Origin of the sequence: Bradyrhizobium sp. (assembly GCF_035309285.1) — a bacterium.
GTDB lineage: Bacteria > Pseudomonadota > Alphaproteobacteria > Rhizobiales > Xanthobacteraceae > Bradyrhizobium.
On sequence record NZ_DATGFH010000015.1, the window covers coordinates 24343 to 41531 of the forward strand.

General features: G+C 64.5%; 15 protein-coding genes. 8 read left to right on the top strand and 7 right to left on the bottom strand.

Going from position 1 to position 17189, the window contains the following annotated elements; all coding sequences use genetic code 11:
- The first annotated feature begins 40 nt into the window (after positions 1–40).
- Positions 41–412 (top strand): YkvA family protein, encoded by a 372-nt coding sequence (locus tag VKR55_RS04900; RefSeq protein WP_324400280.1) that lies wholly within the window; start codon positions 41–43, stop codon positions 410–412.
- A 34-nt stretch (positions 413–446) separates the two neighbouring features.
- Positions 447–1619 (top strand): adenylate/guanylate cyclase domain-containing protein, encoded by a 1173-nt coding sequence (locus VKR55_RS04905; protein WP_324400282.1) that lies wholly within the window; start codon positions 447–449, stop codon positions 1617–1619.
- A 30-nt stretch (positions 1620–1649) separates the two neighbouring features.
- Here VKR55_RS04905 and VKR55_RS04910 read toward each other — a convergent pair whose 3' ends face one another.
- The 3 genes from VKR55_RS04910 to VKR55_RS04920 all read right to left on the bottom strand — a co-directional run bounded on the left by VKR55_RS04910 (position 1650) and on the right by VKR55_RS04920 (position 5150).
- Positions 1650–2843: a TAXI family TRAP transporter solute-binding subunit gene (locus VKR55_RS04910; RefSeq protein WP_324400284.1), complete on the bottom strand. Its 1194-nt coding sequence runs from the start codon at positions 2841–2843 to the stop codon at positions 1650–1652.
- A 28-nt stretch (positions 2844–2871) separates the two neighbouring features.
- Positions 2872–3825: an SEL1-like repeat protein gene (locus tag VKR55_RS04915; protein WP_324400286.1), complete on the bottom strand. Its 954-nt coding sequence runs from the start codon at positions 3823–3825 to the stop codon at positions 2872–2874.
- A gap of 350 nt (positions 3826–4175) precedes the next feature.
- Positions 4176–5150 carry an NADPH:quinone oxidoreductase family protein gene (locus tag VKR55_RS04920; protein WP_324400288.1) on the bottom strand — a complete coding sequence of 325 codons (975 nt, stop codon included), beginning with the start codon at positions 5148–5150 and terminating at the stop codon, positions 4176–4178.
- A 101-nt stretch (positions 5151–5251) separates the two neighbouring features.
- Between VKR55_RS04920 and VKR55_RS04925 the strand changes: the two genes are divergently transcribed.
- The 6 genes from VKR55_RS04925 (at position 5252) to argG (ending at position 10896) form a co-directional block, all read left to right on the top strand.
- A complete protein-coding gene (locus tag VKR55_RS04925) occupies positions 5252–6091 on the top strand; it encodes an SDR family oxidoreductase (protein ID WP_324400290.1) in 840 nt (279 codons plus the stop codon).
- Between the two features lie 116 nt (positions 6092–6207).
- Complete coding sequence (locus VKR55_RS04930) at positions 6208–6837, top strand: invasion associated locus B family protein (RefSeq protein ID WP_324400292.1); 630 nt, start codon at positions 6208–6210, stop codon at positions 6835–6837.
- 73 nt (positions 6838–6910) lie between these two features.
- Positions 6911–8131, top strand: coding sequence for a dual-specificity RNA methyltransferase RlmN (gene rlmN / locus VKR55_RS04935; protein ID WP_324400432.1), 1221 nt, complete (start codon positions 6911–6913; stop codon positions 8129–8131).
- Positions 8132–8608 carry a hypothetical protein gene (locus VKR55_RS04940; RefSeq protein WP_324400294.1) on the top strand — a complete coding sequence of 159 codons (477 nt, stop codon included), beginning with the start codon at positions 8132–8134 and terminating at the stop codon, positions 8606–8608.
- A 61-nt stretch (positions 8609–8669) separates the two neighbouring features.
- Positions 8670–9458: a phosphatase PAP2 family protein gene (locus VKR55_RS04945; protein ID WP_324400296.1), complete on the top strand. Its 789-nt coding sequence runs from the start codon at positions 8670–8672 to the stop codon at positions 9456–9458.
- A 100-nt stretch (positions 9459–9558) separates the two neighbouring features.
- Entirely contained in the window at positions 9559–10896 is a 1338-nt protein-coding gene (gene argG, locus VKR55_RS04950; protein ID WP_324400298.1) for an argininosuccinate synthase, read from the top strand.
- 297 nt (positions 10897–11193) lie between these two features.
- On the opposite strand, the gene VKR55_RS04955 is transcribed toward argG, so the two are convergent.
- From VKR55_RS04955 to sdhA, 4 genes are all read right to left on the bottom strand, one after another.
- On the bottom strand, positions 11194–12294 hold the full coding sequence (locus VKR55_RS04955) for an OmpA family protein (RefSeq protein ID WP_324400300.1): 1101 nt from the start codon (positions 12292–12294) through the stop codon (positions 11194–11196).
- A gap of 1228 nt (positions 12295–13522) precedes the next feature.
- On the bottom strand, positions 13523–14350 hold the full coding sequence (locus VKR55_RS04960; RefSeq protein WP_324400302.1) for an FkbM family methyltransferase: 828 nt from the start codon (positions 14348–14350) through the stop codon (positions 13523–13525).
- A gap of 199 nt (positions 14351–14549) precedes the next feature.
- Entirely contained in the window at positions 14550–15332 is a 783-nt protein-coding gene (locus tag VKR55_RS04965) for a succinate dehydrogenase iron-sulfur subunit (RefSeq protein ID WP_324400304.1), read from the bottom strand.
- Between the two features lie 14 nt (positions 15333–15346).
- Positions 15347–17188 carry a succinate dehydrogenase flavoprotein subunit gene (gene sdhA / locus VKR55_RS04970; protein ID WP_324400306.1) on the bottom strand — a complete coding sequence of 614 codons (1842 nt, stop codon included), beginning with the start codon at positions 17186–17188 and terminating at the stop codon, positions 15347–15349.
- Position 17189 lies beyond the last annotated feature (1 nt).

A 17189-nucleotide genomic window follows, 5' to 3' on the forward strand; every position in this document is an offset into this window, starting at 1 on the left:
GCCGCGCGCGATGGCCAACGTCCCTCCGAGGGAAACCGCCATGGTATCCGATTTCAGCGCGGGCTTTGAGCCGGCCGACCGGCTGGCCGAGGATCGCGAAAGCGTGCGCAAGCGCTTCTGGATCAAGCTGAAGCAGGTGGCGGCGAAACTGCCGTTCACCGAGGATCTGCTGGCGGCCTATTACTGCGCGTTCGACAAACAGACGCCGCGTCATGTCCAGGCCGCGCTGCTCGGGGCGATCGCCTATTTCATCCTGCCGTTCGACTTCATCCCCGACATGCTGCCGGTGCTAGGCTACACCGACGATGCGGCGGTGCTTGCCACCGCGATCCGCCTGGTCGCAATCCATATCACCGAAGACCATCGCGAGGCGGCGCGCGCCGCATTGAAGCGGGGCATCAGGGAAGGTTGAGCGCGCCGTGCCGGAGCCCGCGGTTCGAGATCGGATGTATCCCTTGATCCGCTGGCTGATGACGGATGCGCGCCGGCATGCCGATCCCAACCAGTTTCTGGAGGCGTTTGCGAACGAGCTGCGCGCCGCCGGCGTCGATGTCGCGCGCGTCACCACCGGCGTGCCGATCCTGCATCCGCAGATCTTTTCCTTCAGCGGCTTGTGGGAGCTCGGCAAGGGAACGACCGAGCGGTTCTATCGCGCCAGCGCGGCCGCCATGGCAACAATGTCGAACAGTCCGATCCGCATCGCTTATGAGGGTGGCGGACCCAGCCGCTTCGATCTTGTCGCGCCGAAGTCTGAAGGAGAATTCCCGATCCTCGAAGAACTGCGCCGCGACGGCTACACCGACTATGTCGTTTACGCGGTGCCGTTCGCCGACGGAAGTTTCAAGGCGCTCTCGCTTGCAACGAAGAATGCGAGAGGATTCCGCGACGACGAGTTTTCGCTGTTCGAGGCGATGATCCCGGCGGTCGCGTTCAATCTCGAGGTCCAGGCGCTGCGTCGCACCGCGCGCACACTGCTTGACACCTATGTCGGGCAGCAGTCGGGCGGCCGCGTGCTGGAGGGGCAGATCCAGCGCGGCAGCGGCGAGACCATCCGCGCGGTGATCTGGCTCTGCGATTTGCGCGGCTTTACCTCGCTGTCGGAAGCGCTGACGCGCGACGCGCTGATCGAGCTGCTCAACGCCTATTTCGGGCCGATGTGCGATGCGGTGACCGCGGAAGGCGGCGAGGTGCTGAAATTCATCGGTGACGCGATGCTCGCGATCTTTCCGCTTCGCGAGGATGCTGCTGGAACCTGCGCCAGGGCGCTTGCGGCCGCCAGGCGCGCGCAAGCCGCGCTCGCTGCGGAGAATGAACGGCGCGAGGCAGCGCGCCTGCCGCGCATCGAATACGGGCTCGCGCTCCATATCGGCGACGTCATGTACGGCAATATCGGCAGCGACATCCGGCTCGACTTCACGGTCATTGGACCTGCAGTCAACCTCACCGCGCGCATCGAATCGATGTGCCGGCAACTCGGCCAGCAGCTCTTGCTGTCATCGGATTTCGTGAAGGCCGGCGGCATGTCCGCCAGATCATTCGGCCGTCACGCGCTCAAGGGCGTCGGCGCCGATCAGGAGATCTTTGGACCGATCAGCCCGGCAAAGGTGCTGCCGGGCTGATCGGGAGTGCGCGCGCCGCTTGTTGCTTGTTTATTGTCTGGTCCGGGGAGGCGCGGCCTGGGCTCTGGCGTTTTCCTTGGCGGTCTGATCCGCCTGCCAGGTCTGGAATTGCCTGAACAGCGCATCGCGGTCGGCTTCCGATTGCGTTCCCTTGGTGGCCTGCGGGTTGGCTTGCAGGAACGCATCGAACTTGGCGCGCGCGACCGGCTGGACGTTGTTCTTGTCCAGCCATTGCTGGGCGTAGGGCAGACGGTTCCAGCCCGCAAGCGGCGCCGCCAGCGAGGTCTCCCTCCACTTCGGATGGAAGGGCGGTTTCTGGAAGGTCGGGAATTTCGTGAAGAACGCGTCCACGAATTGCGTGAGCTTGCGATAGCGCTCGGTGTTGGGCGCCCAGTTATAGGCCGCGAGCACCGCAGGCACCGCGATGGTGTCGACCTTCTCGCCTTCGGGAATCAGGTTCGGATAATCCTTCGAGGTCAGCGTCGCCGGCAGATAGTCGCCCTGCAGCGGCTTTTCATAGTCGACCCGCACGAGGTGGAAGCGGCCGTCATTGTTGAAGGTCGAAACCGATTTGTACGGCTTGCCGCCGACTACGATCACGGCGTCGATCTGGCCTGCCTTCAGCTTCTCCATAGCAATGCGCTGCTCGATGTAGACGAAGTTCGCCTTCAACCCGATCCGTTCGGCGACCGTGAGCGCTGTGACGAAGGTGCCGCCATTGGGCAGGTCGACGCTGACCTTCTTGCCTTGGAGGTCCCTCAGGCCCTTCACCGATTTCGGCGCGATGATCGTCATCTCTTCGTTGTAGAGTTTGGTCACATAGGTGAACTGCTTCTTGATGTCCTTGGCAAAGCCCTTGCGCTCGAGATAGTCCAGCGTGTCGGCGCGGACGATGCCGAGATCAACGCCCTGCAGGAACAGGATGTCGGCGACGCTCTGCACCGAGCCGCGGCCGACGATGGGGAGCACGCGCAGCTTGTTGCCGTCATCGAGCACGGAGGCGAGGTCGGCGCCGATCTGCACATAGGTCCCGCCGATGGTGCCGGTGATGATCGTGACCGTATTGGCGTTCAGCGCCTGCTTGGTCTGGGCCGAGCCGAACTGGAAGATCGCCCTGAGACTGTCGCTGACCTTTGTCGGATCATACTCGGTCTGTTCGGCGCGGGCCGCAAAGCCGCACGCCAACACGATGGCAGCGAGTGCCACTCCAAATAAACGTCGCATGCTGTCCCCTAAACCAGTGAAAGAAAAATCAATTTGCCAGTTGAGCGAGCCGGCGCTGGGCGTCGGCCGAACCGAGCTGCGCGGCCTTCTGGTACCAGGCGCGGGCCTTCGCGGGTTCAGGAACAATGTTGCGCACGTCGGAGGTGCCGAGCACGTCGGGATCGTAGGTCTGCGCCAGGAGCAGCGTGGCGTTCACGTCCTTCGCCTCGGCGGCGCGCTCAAGCAGCAACCGCGCGGAAGGAAGGTCGCCGGTATCCAGAAAGCCCTTGGCGCGCTGCATCAGCGTCGCAAGCTCGTCCGGATCCATGCGCGGAACGGCGGGCGCGGGGGCAGGCGCCGGCGGGACGACCGCAACGGGCGATACGGCGGCGAGCGGCGGCGTGGCCGCTTGCGGCGCTGCCACAGGTGCGGGTGCGCGGCTCTGCAGCGCGGCCTGATAGGCCGATGAGATTTCCTCGCGCGAGGGCAGCATCGCGACCTGTTGCTGCGGGATTGGATTGGCGCCTGCGCTCTGATTGTAGGAACCCGACGGGCGCGAGGGATCCTTCAACTGTACGTCGCGCTGCGTCAGTTGCTGCGTGGGTGCGGGTGCGTCGGCCTGCGCAGCGGCGGACGGAACGGGAAGCACGGTTGCGATCGAAGCCTTGGCGCTGATCAGAACATCGCGCATCGCATCAGAGGAGAACCACGCGAACATCACCGCGACCGAAGAGGCGGCGACCGTGGCCATCAGAATCTTTGCCGAGATCGAGAACCGTCGCGGCACGCGCAAGTGCATGTCGTAATCGAATTCCGCGGGATCCGGTTCGCTATCGGGATCGCTGAGGAAGAGCGGAACGGAATCCTGCGATTGATAATCGTCTTGCTGAGCGGTTCGTCCGAATGCGTAAGGTCGGGGGCGAAAGCTGGCTGCGGCGATGTCCTGCTCAGCATCGTCGATGTCGGGCTCGTAGGACCGATAACGGTTCGGTTGTTCCACCATGGTGAAGTTCCCCACTACTGTGACGCAACATCGGGGAACCAAGGCTTCAACTTCTTATTGATTTTGTTGGCCAAGATCGCCCCGCTACTGAAGGGCTGAATCTCCGTCGGATTCTGCCCAAAAAGCGGCCTCCACTGGAGCGATTTGGGGGATATTTTGATTTCATTGTGGCGTAGCAGGATAACGCACCCCGATTTTTTATGGTTAATTTTCGCTTGCTTGCGGCGCCGCGGTGGCGTCCCGGAATTGAAGTTGTGCCTGCAAACACGCGCCTTCTGCATCATCGCAGCGCATGAAAAAAGCCGCCGCATCCAGAGGTAGCGGCGGCTTCAAATACGTTAACCAATTCTTTACGGATGCAAAATCACCTTGCCCATCGCCTTGCGCCCGGCGAGCACTTTGAGGGCATCGGCGGTCTGCGCGAGTGGGAAGGTGCGGTCGACATGGGACGAGATTTTTCCCTCCGCCGTCCACTTCACGAGCTTCTCCAGATTGGCGCGATTCTTCTCGGGATTGAGCCGCGCCCAGTTGCCCCAGAACACGCCGCGGATGTCGCAGCCTTTCAGGAGCGCGAGGTTGAGCGGCATCTTCGGAATTTCGCCGGCGGCAAAACCGATCACCAGGAAGCGACCTTCCCAAGCGGTCGAGCGAAGGGCCGCCTCTGCATAGGCGCCACCAACCGGATCGAACACGATGTCGGCGCCCTTGCCGCCGGTGAGCTTGCGCAGGCCTTCCTTCAAATCTTCCGTGGCATAGTTCAGCGTCAGCTCGGCGCCATGTTGCCTCGCGAATTCCAGCTTTTCGTCGGACGAAGCGCAGGCGATCACCTTCAGGCCCATCAGCTTGCCGAGCTCGCAAGCCGCTAGTCCAGTGCCGCCGGCAGCGCCCAGCACCGCAAGCGTCTCGCCCGCTTTCGGACTCGCGCGATCCTCCAGCGCATGCAGCGCAGTGCCGTAGATGATGATGATGCCGGCGGCGCGGTCGAAGTCGAGATTGTCGGGAATCTTCACGATCGAGGCTACCGGCAACGCTATTTTCTCGCGCGCGCCATTATGGCCGCACGAGGCCACCACACGATCGCCGGCCTTGAGATCGCTGACGCCGGCGCCGACGCTCTCGATCACGCCCGCGATCTCCGCGGCCGGCGAGAACGGGAAGGGCGGCTTGATCTGGTACTTGCCCTGGATCATCAGAAGGTCGAAGAAATTCAGCGCCGCAGCCTTGATCGCGATCACGGCTTCGCCGGGCCCCGCTACGGGGTCGGGGACGTCGGCCAGCACGAGATCGTCGGGTTGGCAATATTGCGAGCAGAGAATGGCTTTCATGGACTTGACCTGGTTTCGGACGGACAGGGGAAACTGAATACTCCATGCCGGATTTGAAGGGCGTCGACAATACGGCGCGCTGCATTGGGAGGAATCAAACGATGTTTGAAAAAGGCCTGTTGAAGGGGAAGCGGATTCTGGTGACCGGCGGCGGCTCGGGGCTTGGAGCCGCGATGGGACGCCGCTTTCTGGAGCTTGGCGCCGAGCTCATCATCTGCGGACGCAGGCTTGAGCTGTTGGAGGTGACCGCCGCCGACATGCGCGAGAAGCAGGGCGGCAAGGTCACGGCAGCGAGATGCGACATCCGCGATGGCGCTGCGGTCGACGCAATGATGGATGCGATCTGGCGCGAGGCGCCGATCGACGTGCTCGTCAACAACGCGGCGGCAACCTTCATCGCGCAGACCGAGCATCTGTCGTTTCGTGCCGCGGATGCGATCCTGGCGCCGACGCTGCATGGCACGATGTATTGCACGCTCGCCGCCGGCAAGCGCTGGATCGAAGGCAGGCACAAGGGCGTGGTGCTCTCCATCCTCTCGACCTCGACGATCACCGGCCGCGCCTTCACCGTGCCGTCGGCGATGGCCAAGAGCGCAGTTCTCGCGATGACAAAAAGTCTTGCGGTCGAATGGGGAGCGAAGGGCGTCCGCACGGTAGCGATCGCACCCGGCGCGTTTCCGACGCCGGGCGCCACCGGCCAGCTCCGGCCTGAGGGCCGCGACCAAGGCTGGGCTTCGCGCAATCCGCTCGGCCGCGCCGGCGAGCATTCTGAGCTCGCCAATCTCGCAAGCTTTCTGATTTCGGACGCGGCCGGCTACATCAATGGCGAGATGGTCATCCAGGATGGCGGCGCGCATTTGCGTACATCCGGCGCGGAGGATCTCTTGCAATGGAGCGAGGCGCAGTGGGAGCAGCAGCGTGCGGCGCGCGCGAAGGTGTGAGTCTGGACCGACCTGCGCCTTCCCAAATCAGCGTTTCCCGGCTATGGCTCTCGTCGTGTGACCGCCCGATGTGAGGCCATCTTCCAGTCACAATGATAGGGGAACCAGACCTCATCATGTTCTTTCGGCGGCTGCTGACACCTCTGATCGTGGCGGGTGCGCTCTCGTGCGGGGCGGCTAGCCTTGCGCAGACGCCGGCTGCGCCGCCGAAGCCGGCGGCCAAGAGCACCGCAGCGAAGCCGGCCGCCACCACCAAGAGCAAGAAGGAGTCGGCCAAGCCAGCGGCCGCGGGCGGCGCCGAACCCATGCTGATCGGCCAGTTCGGGACGTGGGGCGCCTACACGGCGACGCCGAACGGCAAGCGTGTCTGCTTTGCGCTGGCCAAGCCCACCTCTTCGAAAACCAATCCGCCCAACCGGCCGCGCGACCCGGCCTATGCCTTCGTCTCCACGCGCCCGGCCGAGAAGGTCATCAACGAAGTCTCGGTCATGATCGGCTATGCGCTGAAGCCGGGCTCGGAATCGACGCTCGAAGTGGGCGGTGCGTCCTACGCGATGTACACCCAGGGCGATGGCCTCTGGATCAAGAACGCGGCCGAGGAGGGGCAGATGGTCCAGGCCATGCGCCGCGCGCCGGACGCCATCGTCAAGGGCGTCTCGGCCAAGGGCACGGAGACGACCGACACCTTCTCGATGAAGGGTCTGTCCCAGGCGCTCGATCGGATCGCGCAGGATTGCAGGCGCTAGGCGGGCCCTTTTTACTCAAAACGGACAGATTTCACGGCTTTCCAGCCCGCGCCGGAAGGCCTATTTGATGGCCATGACCGACACCCTGACCGACCCGGCCGAGGCCTCCACCCGCGGCGCCGCGCTCGTGGAGAAGACTGCCGTCGAGGCCTATGTGCCGCCGGCAAAGCCCTCGCTGATTGGACTGTCGCGCGCCGAGCTCTCCGAGCGGCTGGGCAGCCTTGGCGTTGCGCCCGCCCAGCGCAAGATGCGCGTGCAGCAACTCTGGCACTGGATCTATTTCCGCGGCGCCTCAAGCTTCGACGCGATGACGAGCGTATCGAAGGATACGCGCGCAAAACTCGCGGAGCATTTTACCGTCGACCGGCCCGAAGTCGTAGCCGAGCAGATTTCCAATGACGGCACCCGCAAATGGCTGCTGCGCCTGCCGAGCGGCGACAACGTCGAGAAGCCGCATGAGGTGGAGTGCGTCTACATCCCCGAGACCGATCGCGGCACGCTCTGCGTCTCCTCCCAGGTCGGCTGCACGCTGAATTGCACGTTCTGCCACACCGGCACCCAGCGGCTGGTGCGCAACCTTACCGCCGGCGAGATTGTCGGCCAGGTGATGGTGGCGCGCGACCGGCTGAATGATTGGGCCGACCGCGAGAACGGCACGCGCCTTGTCACCAACGTCGTGATGATGGGCATGGGCGAGCCGCTCTACAATTTCGACGCCGTGCGTGATGCGCTCCTCATCGTTTCGGACAATGAGGGCATCGGCATCTCGCGCCGCCGCATCACGCTGTCGACCTCGGGCGTGGTGCCGAACATCATCCGCACCGGGGAAGAGATCGGCGTGATGCTCGCGATCTCGCTGCATGCGGTTCGCGACGAACTGCGCAACGAGCTGGTGCCGCTCAACCGCAAATATCCGATTGCCGAATTGCTGCAGTCCTGCCGCGACTACCCCGGCGCATCGAACGCGCGCCGCATCACCTTCGAATATGTGATGTTGAAGGGCGTCAACGATTCACTCGATGACGCCAAGCTCCTGGTGAAGCTGCTCAAGGGCATTCCGGCCAAGATCAACCTCATTCCGTTCAACCCCTGGCCGGGCACGCGCTACGAATGCTCGGACTGGGATCAAATCGAAAAGTTCTCCGAATATATCTTCAACGCCGGCTATTCCTCGCCGGTACGCACGCCGCGCGGCCGCGACATCCTCGCCGCCTGCGGACAATTGAAATCGGAGACCGAGAAGTTGTCGGCCCGCGAGCGGCAGGCGCTGCGCGCCATGGCAATGACCGATTAAATGGCGCTGATCGTCCGCCTGTTTGTGATTGCGTTCGGCTTTCTCGCCGCCAGCCTGGTGGCGGGGATGATCGTGGTCATCGCGATCATGTTTCCGGAGTTCAGCAATCTCGGTGCCGGCCCCGCCGATGAAGGCGTCTTCCAGATCCTGGTCGGCTTTGGCTTCATCTTCATCTCCGGCTTTGCGCTATTGCCGGCGGTCATCATCGCGCTGATCACCGAAGCCTTCTCGATCCGCGGCGCGCTGGCTTACGCGATCGGCGGCGCCGTGGTGGGAGCCGCCTGCTACCTCAGCCTCGTGCCGTTTGATACCGACACCTGGCAGTTCAACGGCATCGTCCACCGCCACCTCGAAATCATGACGGGTGCGGGCATTGTCGCCGGCCTCGTCTACTGGATGATCGCGGGCCGCACCGCGGGGGCCTGGCGCGAGCCCCGCCGCCCGCCGCGACCCCCGCCGCCGATGCCCTCGCAGTAGCGCCCGCTGTCGCAGTGAAGTGGCCTTTCCAGACCTCGTCCGCTCCGCTAAACCCCGCGCCATGAACCGGACCGGCCTCTTCATCGCGCTGTCGCTTGCGCTCGTCATCGGCGTTGTGTTCGGGGTCTATCCCGAACTCGACTTGAAACTCGCAGCGCTGCTCTACGACCCGCAGACGCGAAGCTTTCCGCTGAAATTCGACCATTGGGCAGTGCTGGCGCGCTACGGCTCGATGTCGATCGCCTGGGCGCTGGCGGTGCCGGCGATCGCGGCACTCCTGATCAAGCTCATCCGGCCGGACAAGCCGCTGCTGGTGTCGGGGCGCGCGATCATCTTCCTGTTGTTGACGCTGGCGCTCTCGGCCGGCGTGCTCTCCAATTTCATATTCAAGAGCCATTGGGGCCGGCCGCGTCCGGTCGTGGTCAGCCAGTTCAACAACGGCCAGTTTCAGGCGCTGGATTTCGTGCCGTGGTGGGATCCCCGCGGCGGCTGCCCCTGGAACTGCTCGTTCTTCTCCGGTGAAGGCGCGACCGCATTCTGGACCTATGCCCCGGCTGCACTGGCGCCGCCGGCCTGGCGCCCGCTGGCCTATGCCGCCGCGACGCTGTTCGGCGTCGTGACGGGCGTGCTCCGCATGGCGTTCGGCGGGCACTTCTTCACCGATGTCGCGGCTGCCGGCATCGTCACCTTCGTGGTGATCTGGCTCGCTTATGGCTTGATCTATCGCTGGCGACGCACCCGCTTGTCGGATGAGCGGATCGATGCCGCGCTGACGCGCCTGGCCTGGCCCGGCTACCGCCTCCGCCAGCGCTGGCTGGGGCGGGACGTCGGCCCGGCGCCATCGGCTTGAGCGGCGTCATCAGGCAAGCTGCTATTAAACGCGTGCCCACGGCTGCGAAATTTGATATTCGCGCCATCAAAATCAGCCATTTCGACCGATTGGACGTTTGATGACTACGATCTTGAAAAGCCTGCCCAAGGGCGAAAAAGTCGGTATCGCTTTCTCGGGCGGCCTCGACACCAGCGCGGCGCTGTTGTGGATGAAGAAGAAGGGCGCCCGCGTCTTTGCCTACACCGCGAACCTCGGGCAACCTGACGAGGCCGACTACAACGAGATCCCGCGCAAGGCGCGCGACTTCGGCGCCGAGCAGGCCCGGCTTGTGGATTGCCGCACGCAATTGGTCCACGAGGGCATTGCGGCCATCCAATCCGGCGCCTTCCACATCTCTACTGGCGGTATCGCGTACTTCAACACCACGCCGCTGGGCCGCGCGGTGACCGGCACCATGCTGGTGTCGGCCATGAAGGAGGACGGCGTCAACATCTGGGGCGATGGGTCAACTTACAAGGGCAACGACATTGAGCGGTTCTATCGCTACGGCCTTTTGACCAATCCGAACTTAAGGATCTACAAGCCCTGGCTCGACCAGCAGTTCATCGACGAGCTGGGCGGCCGCGCGGAAATGTCGGCGTTCATGACCGCCAATGGCTTCGCCTACAAGATGAGCGCCGAGAAGGCGTATTCCACCGACAGCAACATTCTCGGTGCGACCCACGAGGCCAAGGATCTCGAGCGGCTCGACAGCGGCATCACAATCGTCAATCCGATCATGGGCGTGCCGTTCTGGCGCGACGAGTGTACCGTGAAGGCCGAGAAGGTCGTCGTGCGATTTGAGGAGGGCCAGCCTGTCGCGCTGAACGGTGAGAGGTTCGCCGATCCGGTGGCGCTGTTCCTCGCCGCCAACGCCATCGGCGGTCGTCATGGTCTTGGCATGAGCGACCAGATCGAGAACCGGATCATCGAGGCAAAGAGCCGCGGCATCTACGAAGCTCCCGGCATGGCGCTGCTGCACATCGCCTACGAGCGCCTGGTCACCGGCATCCACAACGAGGACACCATCGAGCAATACCGGATCAGCGGCATGCGTCTTGGCCGCTTGCTCTACCAGGGTCGATGGTTCGATTCTCAAGCCCTGATGCTGCGCGAAACCGCCCAGCGCTGGGTGGCTCGCGCCGTCACCGGCGAGGTGACGCTCGAACTGCGCCGCGGCAACGACTACTCGATCCTGGATACCGAGAGTCCCAACCTGACCTACCAGCCGGAGCGGCTCTCCATGGAGAAGGTGGAAGATGCGGCGTTCACGCCGGCTGACCGTATCGGCCAGCTCACCATGCGCAATCTCGACATCGCCGACACAAGAGCCAAGCTCAATCTCTACGCAGACACGGGCCTGCTGTCGAAAGGGGAAGGTGCGGACATCTTCCAGCTCGATAGCGACAAGGACTGAGTGCGCGGGTGAATTCGTAGGGTGGGCAAAGGCGCGCAGCGCCGTGCCCGCCATTTCTTGCGGCGAACCGAAGTGGTGGGCACGCTTCGCTTTGCCCACCCTACGATCTGTCATTCGTCATTGCGAGCCAACGGGTCGCGCGAATGCGCGCCCGATGACAGGCTCCGCGAAGCAATCCACACTTCTATCGCGGAGATAGTCTGGATTGCTTCGTCGCTAACGCTCCTCGCAATGACGAAGAAAACAAAAATAGCCGGGATCGCTCCCGGCCATTTGCTTTTCGTGATCCGCTTCGCCTCATCGCCGCGGCGCGTAGCCGGGCGGGGGCGGCGGCAGCGACGCGTTGCTGCCGTTGAGCAGCGGCGTGATGCGGCGGACGGTGACGCGCCGATTGATGCGGCTCGGCCCGCTCGTCTGCTCCTTCAGATATTGTGAGCCATAACCCTGCGAGGTCAGGTTCTCGGCGGGTACCCCGAACTGCTGGGTCAGCAATTCGGCCGCCGCTTCCGCGCGCCGGTCCGACAGCGACAGATTATCGGTATCGTTGCCGGTCGCATCGGTGTGGCCTTCGATCAGGAACACCTCGCGCGGGTTGCGCTGGATGGCGCGGTTGAGGCCATCGGCGATCACCTGCAGCTTCGCGGCCTGGTCGGGCGAAATCTCCCACGAGCCGATATCGAAGTTGATGGTGTTGACGTCGATGCTCGGCATCAACATCCGCACATTCGGGCTGTAGCGGATTTCATCGAGCGAGTAACGCCGCTCGATGCGATCCACCGGTGGCGCCATCATGGTGTCGTAGATCAGCTCCGGCGGCGCGTCGGAGGCATCGACGATGTAGTGGTCGTAGGGGATGCGCACGACCGGCGGCGGCAGGTCGATATAGAAGCCGCCGACGGCGCGCGGATCCCGATAGGTGTTGTCGATGATGATGATCTCGCGGCCTTCGCGGTCGCGCCGGATACGCCGGAGCAACTCACCGTCGCGTCCGGTGACCGTGATGATCTCCGAGCCATCGGGGCGGATCACGATGGTGCGGTTTTCGCCGCCGACCTCCTCGGTGCGGATGTCTCGTGCACCATAGCGGAAGCGATCCATCTCCTCGTGACGGACGAATTCCTGCCCGCTCGGATCGCGGATGATGAGGCGGCCTGGCTCCATGATGACGGTGCGGCCTCCTTCCTGGACCTCGCGACGCTGGGCGCGGAAGTCCTCGATGCGCTGCGGCCCCTGGGGCGCAGCGTTCGGGGCGATCGGCTTCAGCGTCGCCGCGGCCGGCGGCGGGATCGCCGGAAGCGGCGCAGCGACTGCAGGCGCGCGCTGGAACGCGGGCGCAACCGTCGGGGGAGCGTTTTGCGCCCGGCCGGGCGGTGGCGCGGAGCTGGGAGAGCCGGGCACGACGCTGGGCGCCGCGGCATGCGGCGGTGGCGTGCTTGCTCCCGGGGCCGGCGTCGCCGGCCTGACGGCTGGCGCAGCACTTGAGGGCGGCGCTGGCGGAGTTGCGCCGGGCCGCACGGGCGAGGGCGTGGTTGCTCCCGGGGTAGGCGTGGCAGGCCGAACCAGTGGCGCGGCGCTTGATGGCGACGGTAGCGGGGTTGCGCCGGGCCGCGCGAGCGGTGGCGTGGTCGCCCCTGGGGTCGGCGTCGCCGGCCTGACGGCTGGCGCGGCACTTGGCGGCGGCGGTGGCGGGGTTGCGCCGGGCCGAGCCGATGGTGGCGGCGGCGCAGCGGGTGCAGGCGCGGGCCGGGTGGTCGGCGCAGCCGTCGGGGGCGCGCCCGGAAGCGCGTGCTGCGGTGGTGTGCCGGGCGGAAGCGTGCCTGGACGACGCTCCTCGCGCTGCAGGCCACCAGCCGGTGGCAGTGTATGCGGCGCTGCTGCCGGTGGCGGGGGAGCCGCAGGCCTGGAGGTTGGCGGCGGAGGCGGAGTGACTGGCTTGGCCGCTGGTGGCGGGGGCGTCGGCGCAGCCGGACGCGGAGGCGCGGCCGGCGGCGTGACATGTGGCGGCGGAGGCACGGCTGGACGCGGAGCTGCGGGCGGCGGAGGCGGAGCGGCCGGACGCGGAGGTGCAGGCGGCGCAGCCGGCTTGGGTGGAGGCGGAGGCTGCTTGGCCGCCGGAGGAGGCGTCGGCGCCTGTTTGGCGGGCGGGGCGCCCTTCGCGGGCGGCTGCTGCTGCGGATGCTTGGGCTTGCCGTCGGGACCAAGTTCTTCCTTGGCCTGGGCTACGACCATCGGGGCGCTTTGCGCATGCGACACGGAGCTTGCAAATTGCATCGCTGTAAGAGCGGTCGTGGCAAGCAGCACGAGGCGGAGTTTTGTCATGATGATCTCAATCCCGGAAGGAAGGTTCTGAAGGCTGGCGATCAACAACCAAGCGTTAGGCCGGATTGTGGCGGGGTTAAAAGGCTGATTCGTATATATTTCTCATGACGCAGCATCCGAATACGCCATTGTTCATGGTGTATTCAGCCCGTTGTCTCGATCCGCGCTTATCGTGGTGTGTCGGGTTGCGAATAGTCCGGTGGATCCTCATCAAGGGGATGCGGGTGATCGGATCGGCATCGCTTTCGCAACTCCGTTCGGTGAAGCCCGATAACGGTGCCGATGATGCTTTGTTCCATTCGGGACGTCAGTCGCGCAGCAGAAAACTGTTGCTGCGGGTTTTTTTGGCCTCGCGATAGCCGCGCGCCATCATGTCGGCGATGCAGTCCTGTTGCCATTCGTCGCGCGAGAGATGCTCGATCACCACCGCGCGCGGCCACAGCGATGGCGGCGCTTCCTGGAAGAATCCGGTCAGCACGCGATCCTCAAAGCCTTCAACGTCGATCTTCAGCGCATCGACATTCCTGACGCCGGCCTCATCGAGGATGCGCTGCAGCCGCAGCGAAGGCACCTTGATCGCCTGCGCCGTAGCGGCGCCGGTGATGATATGACTGGCGCCGAGATTGTCGCCATCCGTCTCGATCATCAGCTCGCCGTCGACGGGGCCTGCGGCTGCGGCGACGAGCCTGGTCTGCGTGCAGCCTGAGGCGTTGTTGTTGAACTTGAGCCGCGCGAACGTGACCGGATGCGGCTCGACCGCGATCACCTTGCCGCTTGCGCCGACATGGCGCGCCAGCACAAGCGCGTAGGTGCCGACATTGGCGCCGATGTCGACGAACACGCCGCCTGTGGGCACGTTGGCGCGCAAAAAGTCGAGCTCTTCGAGATTGTAATCGGGATTGAACAGCGCGCCGCGCTCGGTGGCGCTGGCCTGATGGTAGAAGCGGAACGATGCGCCTTGATAGGCGACGTCGACCGGACCGGCGCGCAAGAGATTCAAGAGCCGCGACAGCATCGGGCGAAACGCGCCACGCTTCAGCCGCGAGCGATGCGCGAGCCGAATGATCGCAGCCTGCGCCGCGTTCGGCGCAAACGCGCCGAACGGCGCGGATGAGGGATCGTTGTCGCGGATCAAACGTCTATCCTCAGACGACGCGGGCGAAGCGGCCGCATGCATAGCCGGTTTTCTCGGGCGAGCAAACGGAGGCCCGATCGGGTCAGGCCGGGAAAACAAGGAAGAGGTGCGCGGACAATGTGCGGCCCCATCACCGCCGGCGCGATCTGACACCAGGCGCGAGGAGGAACCAACACGAACGCGGCGGTGCCGACAGGCCTTATATCTGCCGTTCGACCAGCTTCAGCTTCAGCTCGGCGATGGCCTCGGCCGGATTGAGGCCCTTCGGGCAGGCCTTGGCGCAGTTCATGATGGTGTGGCAGCGATAGAGCCGGAACGGGTCCTCGAGATTGTCGAGTCGCTCGCCAGTGGCCTCGTCGCGTGAATCCTTGACCCAGCGGTTGGCCTGCAGCAGGGCCGCCGGGCCCAGATAGCGGTCGCTGTTCCACCAGTAGCTCGGGCAGGAGGTCGAGCAGCAGGCGCAAAGGATGCACTCATAGAGGCCGTCGAGCTTCGCGCGGTCCTCGTGGCTTTGCTTCCATTCCTTCTGCGGCGTCGGCGAAGTGGTCTTCAGCCACGGCTCGATCGAGGCATATTGCGCGTAGAAATTGGTGAGGTCGGGCACCAGATCCTTCACGACGGGCTGGTGCGGCAGCGGGTTGATCTTCACCGGGCCGTCTTTGACGTCATGCATCGACTTGGTGCAGGCGAGCGTGTTCTGGCCATCGATGTTCATGGCGCAGGAGCCGCAGACGCCCTCGCGGCAGGAGCGGCGGAAGGTCAGCGTCGGATCGATGTGGTTCTTGATCCAGATCAGCCCGTCCAGCACCATCGGGCCGCAATCATTGGTGTCGACATAATAGGTATCGGTGCTGGGATTTTTGCCGTCGTCCGGATTCCAGCGATAGATCTTGAATTCGCGCGTCTCGGTCGCGCCCTGCGGCTTTGGCCAGACCTTGCCGCCGGTGATCTTCGAATTTTTCGGAAGTGCGAATTCAGCCATCGTGGGATTGCCTCTTAGTACACGCGCGCCTTCGGCGGGATGTACTGAACGTCGTTGGTCATGGTGTAATCGTGCACCGGACGATAATCGATCGTGGTCTTGCCGCTCGCGTCGATCCACGCCAGCGTGTGCTTCATCCAGTTCTTGTCATCGCGTTCCGGAAAATCCTCGCGCGCATGCGCGCCGCGGCTTTCAGTGCGATTCGCGGCGGAGTCCATGGTGACGACCGCTTGTACGATCAGATTGTCGAACTCCAGCGTCTCGACCAGGTCCGAGTTCCAGATCAGCGAACGGTCGGATACCGAAATATCGGAAATCCCGCCGTGGACCTTGTGGATCAAGTTGTGGCCCTCCTGCAGGACCTCGCCGGTGCGGAACACGGCGCAATTGTTCTGCATCACATGCTGCATGCTGTCGCGCAGCTTCGCGGTCGGGGTGCTGCCGGAGGCGTGGCGGAATCGGTCGAGCCGGCCGAGCGCCTTCTCCGCCGAATCCTTTGGCAGATCCGGCTGCTTGCCGTTCGGCGTCAGCTTTTCCGCGCAACGCACCGCTGCGGCGCGGCCAAACACCACGAGGTCGATCAGCGAATTGGAGCCGAGCCGGTTGGCGCCATGCACCGAAACGCAGGCCGCTTCGCCTACCGCCATCAGGCCGGGCACGACGAAGTCGTCGTCACCGTTTTTCTTGGTCAGGGCTTCGCCATGATGGTTGGTGGGAATGCCACCCATGTTGTAGTGCGCGGTCGGCACGATCGGGATCGGTTCGCGGGTCACGTCGACATTGGCGAAGATGCGCGCTGATTCGGAAATGCCGGGCAGGCGCTCGTGCAGGATTTTCGGATCGAGATGGTCGAGGTGCAGGAAGATGTGGTCTTTCTTCTTGCCAACGCCGCGGCCTTCGCGGATTTCGACCGTCATCGCGCGCGAGACCACGTCGCGGGAGGCGAGGTCCTTGGCCGACGGCGCGTAGCGCTCCATAAAACGCTCGCCCTCGGAATTGACGAGATAGCCGCCTTCGCCGCGTGCGCCCTCGGTGACAAGGCAGCCGGCGCCGTAGATGCCGGTCGGGTGGAACTGGACGAACTCCATGTCCTGCAGCGGCAGGCCAGCGCGCAGCGCCATCGCGCTGCCATCTCCAGTCTGGGTGTGGGCGCCCGTGCAGGAATAGTAGATGCGGCCATAGCCGCCGGTCGCGAGAATCGTGGTCTGCGCGCGGAAGCGGTGCAGCGTGCCGTCATCGAGGTTGAGTGCGATCACGCCGCGGCAGGAGCCCTGATCGTCCATGATCAGGTCGATGGCGAAGAACTCGATGTAGAACTCGGCGGAGTGGCGCAGCGCCTGGCCGTACATCGTGTGCAGCATGGCGTGGCCGGTGCGGTCGGCGGCGGCACAGGTGCGCTGCGCCTGGCCCTTGCCGAAGTCCAGGGTCATGCCGCCGAACGGCCGCTGATAGATCTTGCCGTCCTCGGTGCGCGAGAACGGCACGCCCCAATGCTCCAATTCGTAGACGGCCTCGGGCGCGTTGCGCACCATATATTCGATCGCGTCCTGGTCGCCGAGCCAGTCCGACCCCTTGACGGTGTCGTACATGTGCCAGCGCCAGTCGTCGGGATGCATGTTGCCGAGCGAGGCGGAAATGCCGCCCTGGGCTGCAACCGTGTGCGAACGCGTCGGAAACACCTTGGTGATGCAGGCGGTGCGCAGGCCCGCTTCGCTGCAGCCGACCACGGCGCGCAGGCCGGCGCCGCCGGCGCCGACCACGACGACGTCGTAGGTATGGTCCTCGATCGGATAGGCCTTGCCGTTGGTCGCCGGGCTCGCGCCGTTGGTGGCCTTGCCGTTGCCGTCGCTGGCCATG

Coding starts and splice junctions, on each gene's coding strand:
- VKR55_RS04915 (WP_324400286.1), bottom strand. CDS start 3,825: ATGGTGGAACAACCGAACCGTTATCGGTCCTACGAGCCCGACATCGAC.
- VKR55_RS04905 (WP_324400282.1), top strand. CDS start 447: ATGTATCCCTTGATCCGCTGGCTGATGACGGATGCGCGCCGGCATGCC.
- argG (WP_324400298.1), top strand. CDS start 9,559: ATGACTACGATCTTGAAAAGCCTGCCCAAGGGCGAAAAAGTCGGTATC.
- VKR55_RS04910 (WP_324400284.1), bottom strand. CDS start 2,843: ATGCGACGTTTATTTGGAGTGGCACTCGCTGCCATCGTGTTGGCGTGC.
- VKR55_RS04945 (WP_324400296.1), top strand. CDS start 8,670: ATGAACCGGACCGGCCTCTTCATCGCGCTGTCGCTTGCGCTCGTCATC.
- VKR55_RS04925 (WP_324400290.1), top strand. CDS start 5,252: ATGTTTGAAAAAGGCCTGTTGAAGGGGAAGCGGATTCTGGTGACCGGC.
- rlmN (WP_324400432.1), top strand. CDS start 6,911: ATGACCGACACCCTGACCGACCCGGCCGAGGCCTCCACCCGCGGCGCC.
- sdhA (WP_324400306.1), bottom strand. CDS start 17,188: ATGGCCAGCGACGGCAACGGCAAGGCCACCAACGGCGCGAGCCCGGCG.
- VKR55_RS04920 (WP_324400288.1), bottom strand. CDS start 5,150: ATGAAAGCCATTCTCTGCTCGCAATATTGCCAACCCGACGATCTCGTG.
- VKR55_RS04940 (WP_324400294.1), top strand. CDS start 8,132: ATGGCGCTGATCGTCCGCCTGTTTGTGATTGCGTTCGGCTTTCTCGCC.
- VKR55_RS04930 (WP_324400292.1), top strand. CDS start 6,208: ATGTTCTTTCGGCGGCTGCTGACACCTCTGATCGTGGCGGGTGCGCTC.
- VKR55_RS04900 (WP_324400280.1), top strand. CDS start 41: ATGGTATCCGATTTCAGCGCGGGCTTTGAGCCGGCCGACCGGCTGGCC.
- VKR55_RS04965 (WP_324400304.1), bottom strand. CDS start 15,332: ATGGCTGAATTCGCACTTCCGAAAAATTCGAAGATCACCGGCGGCAAG.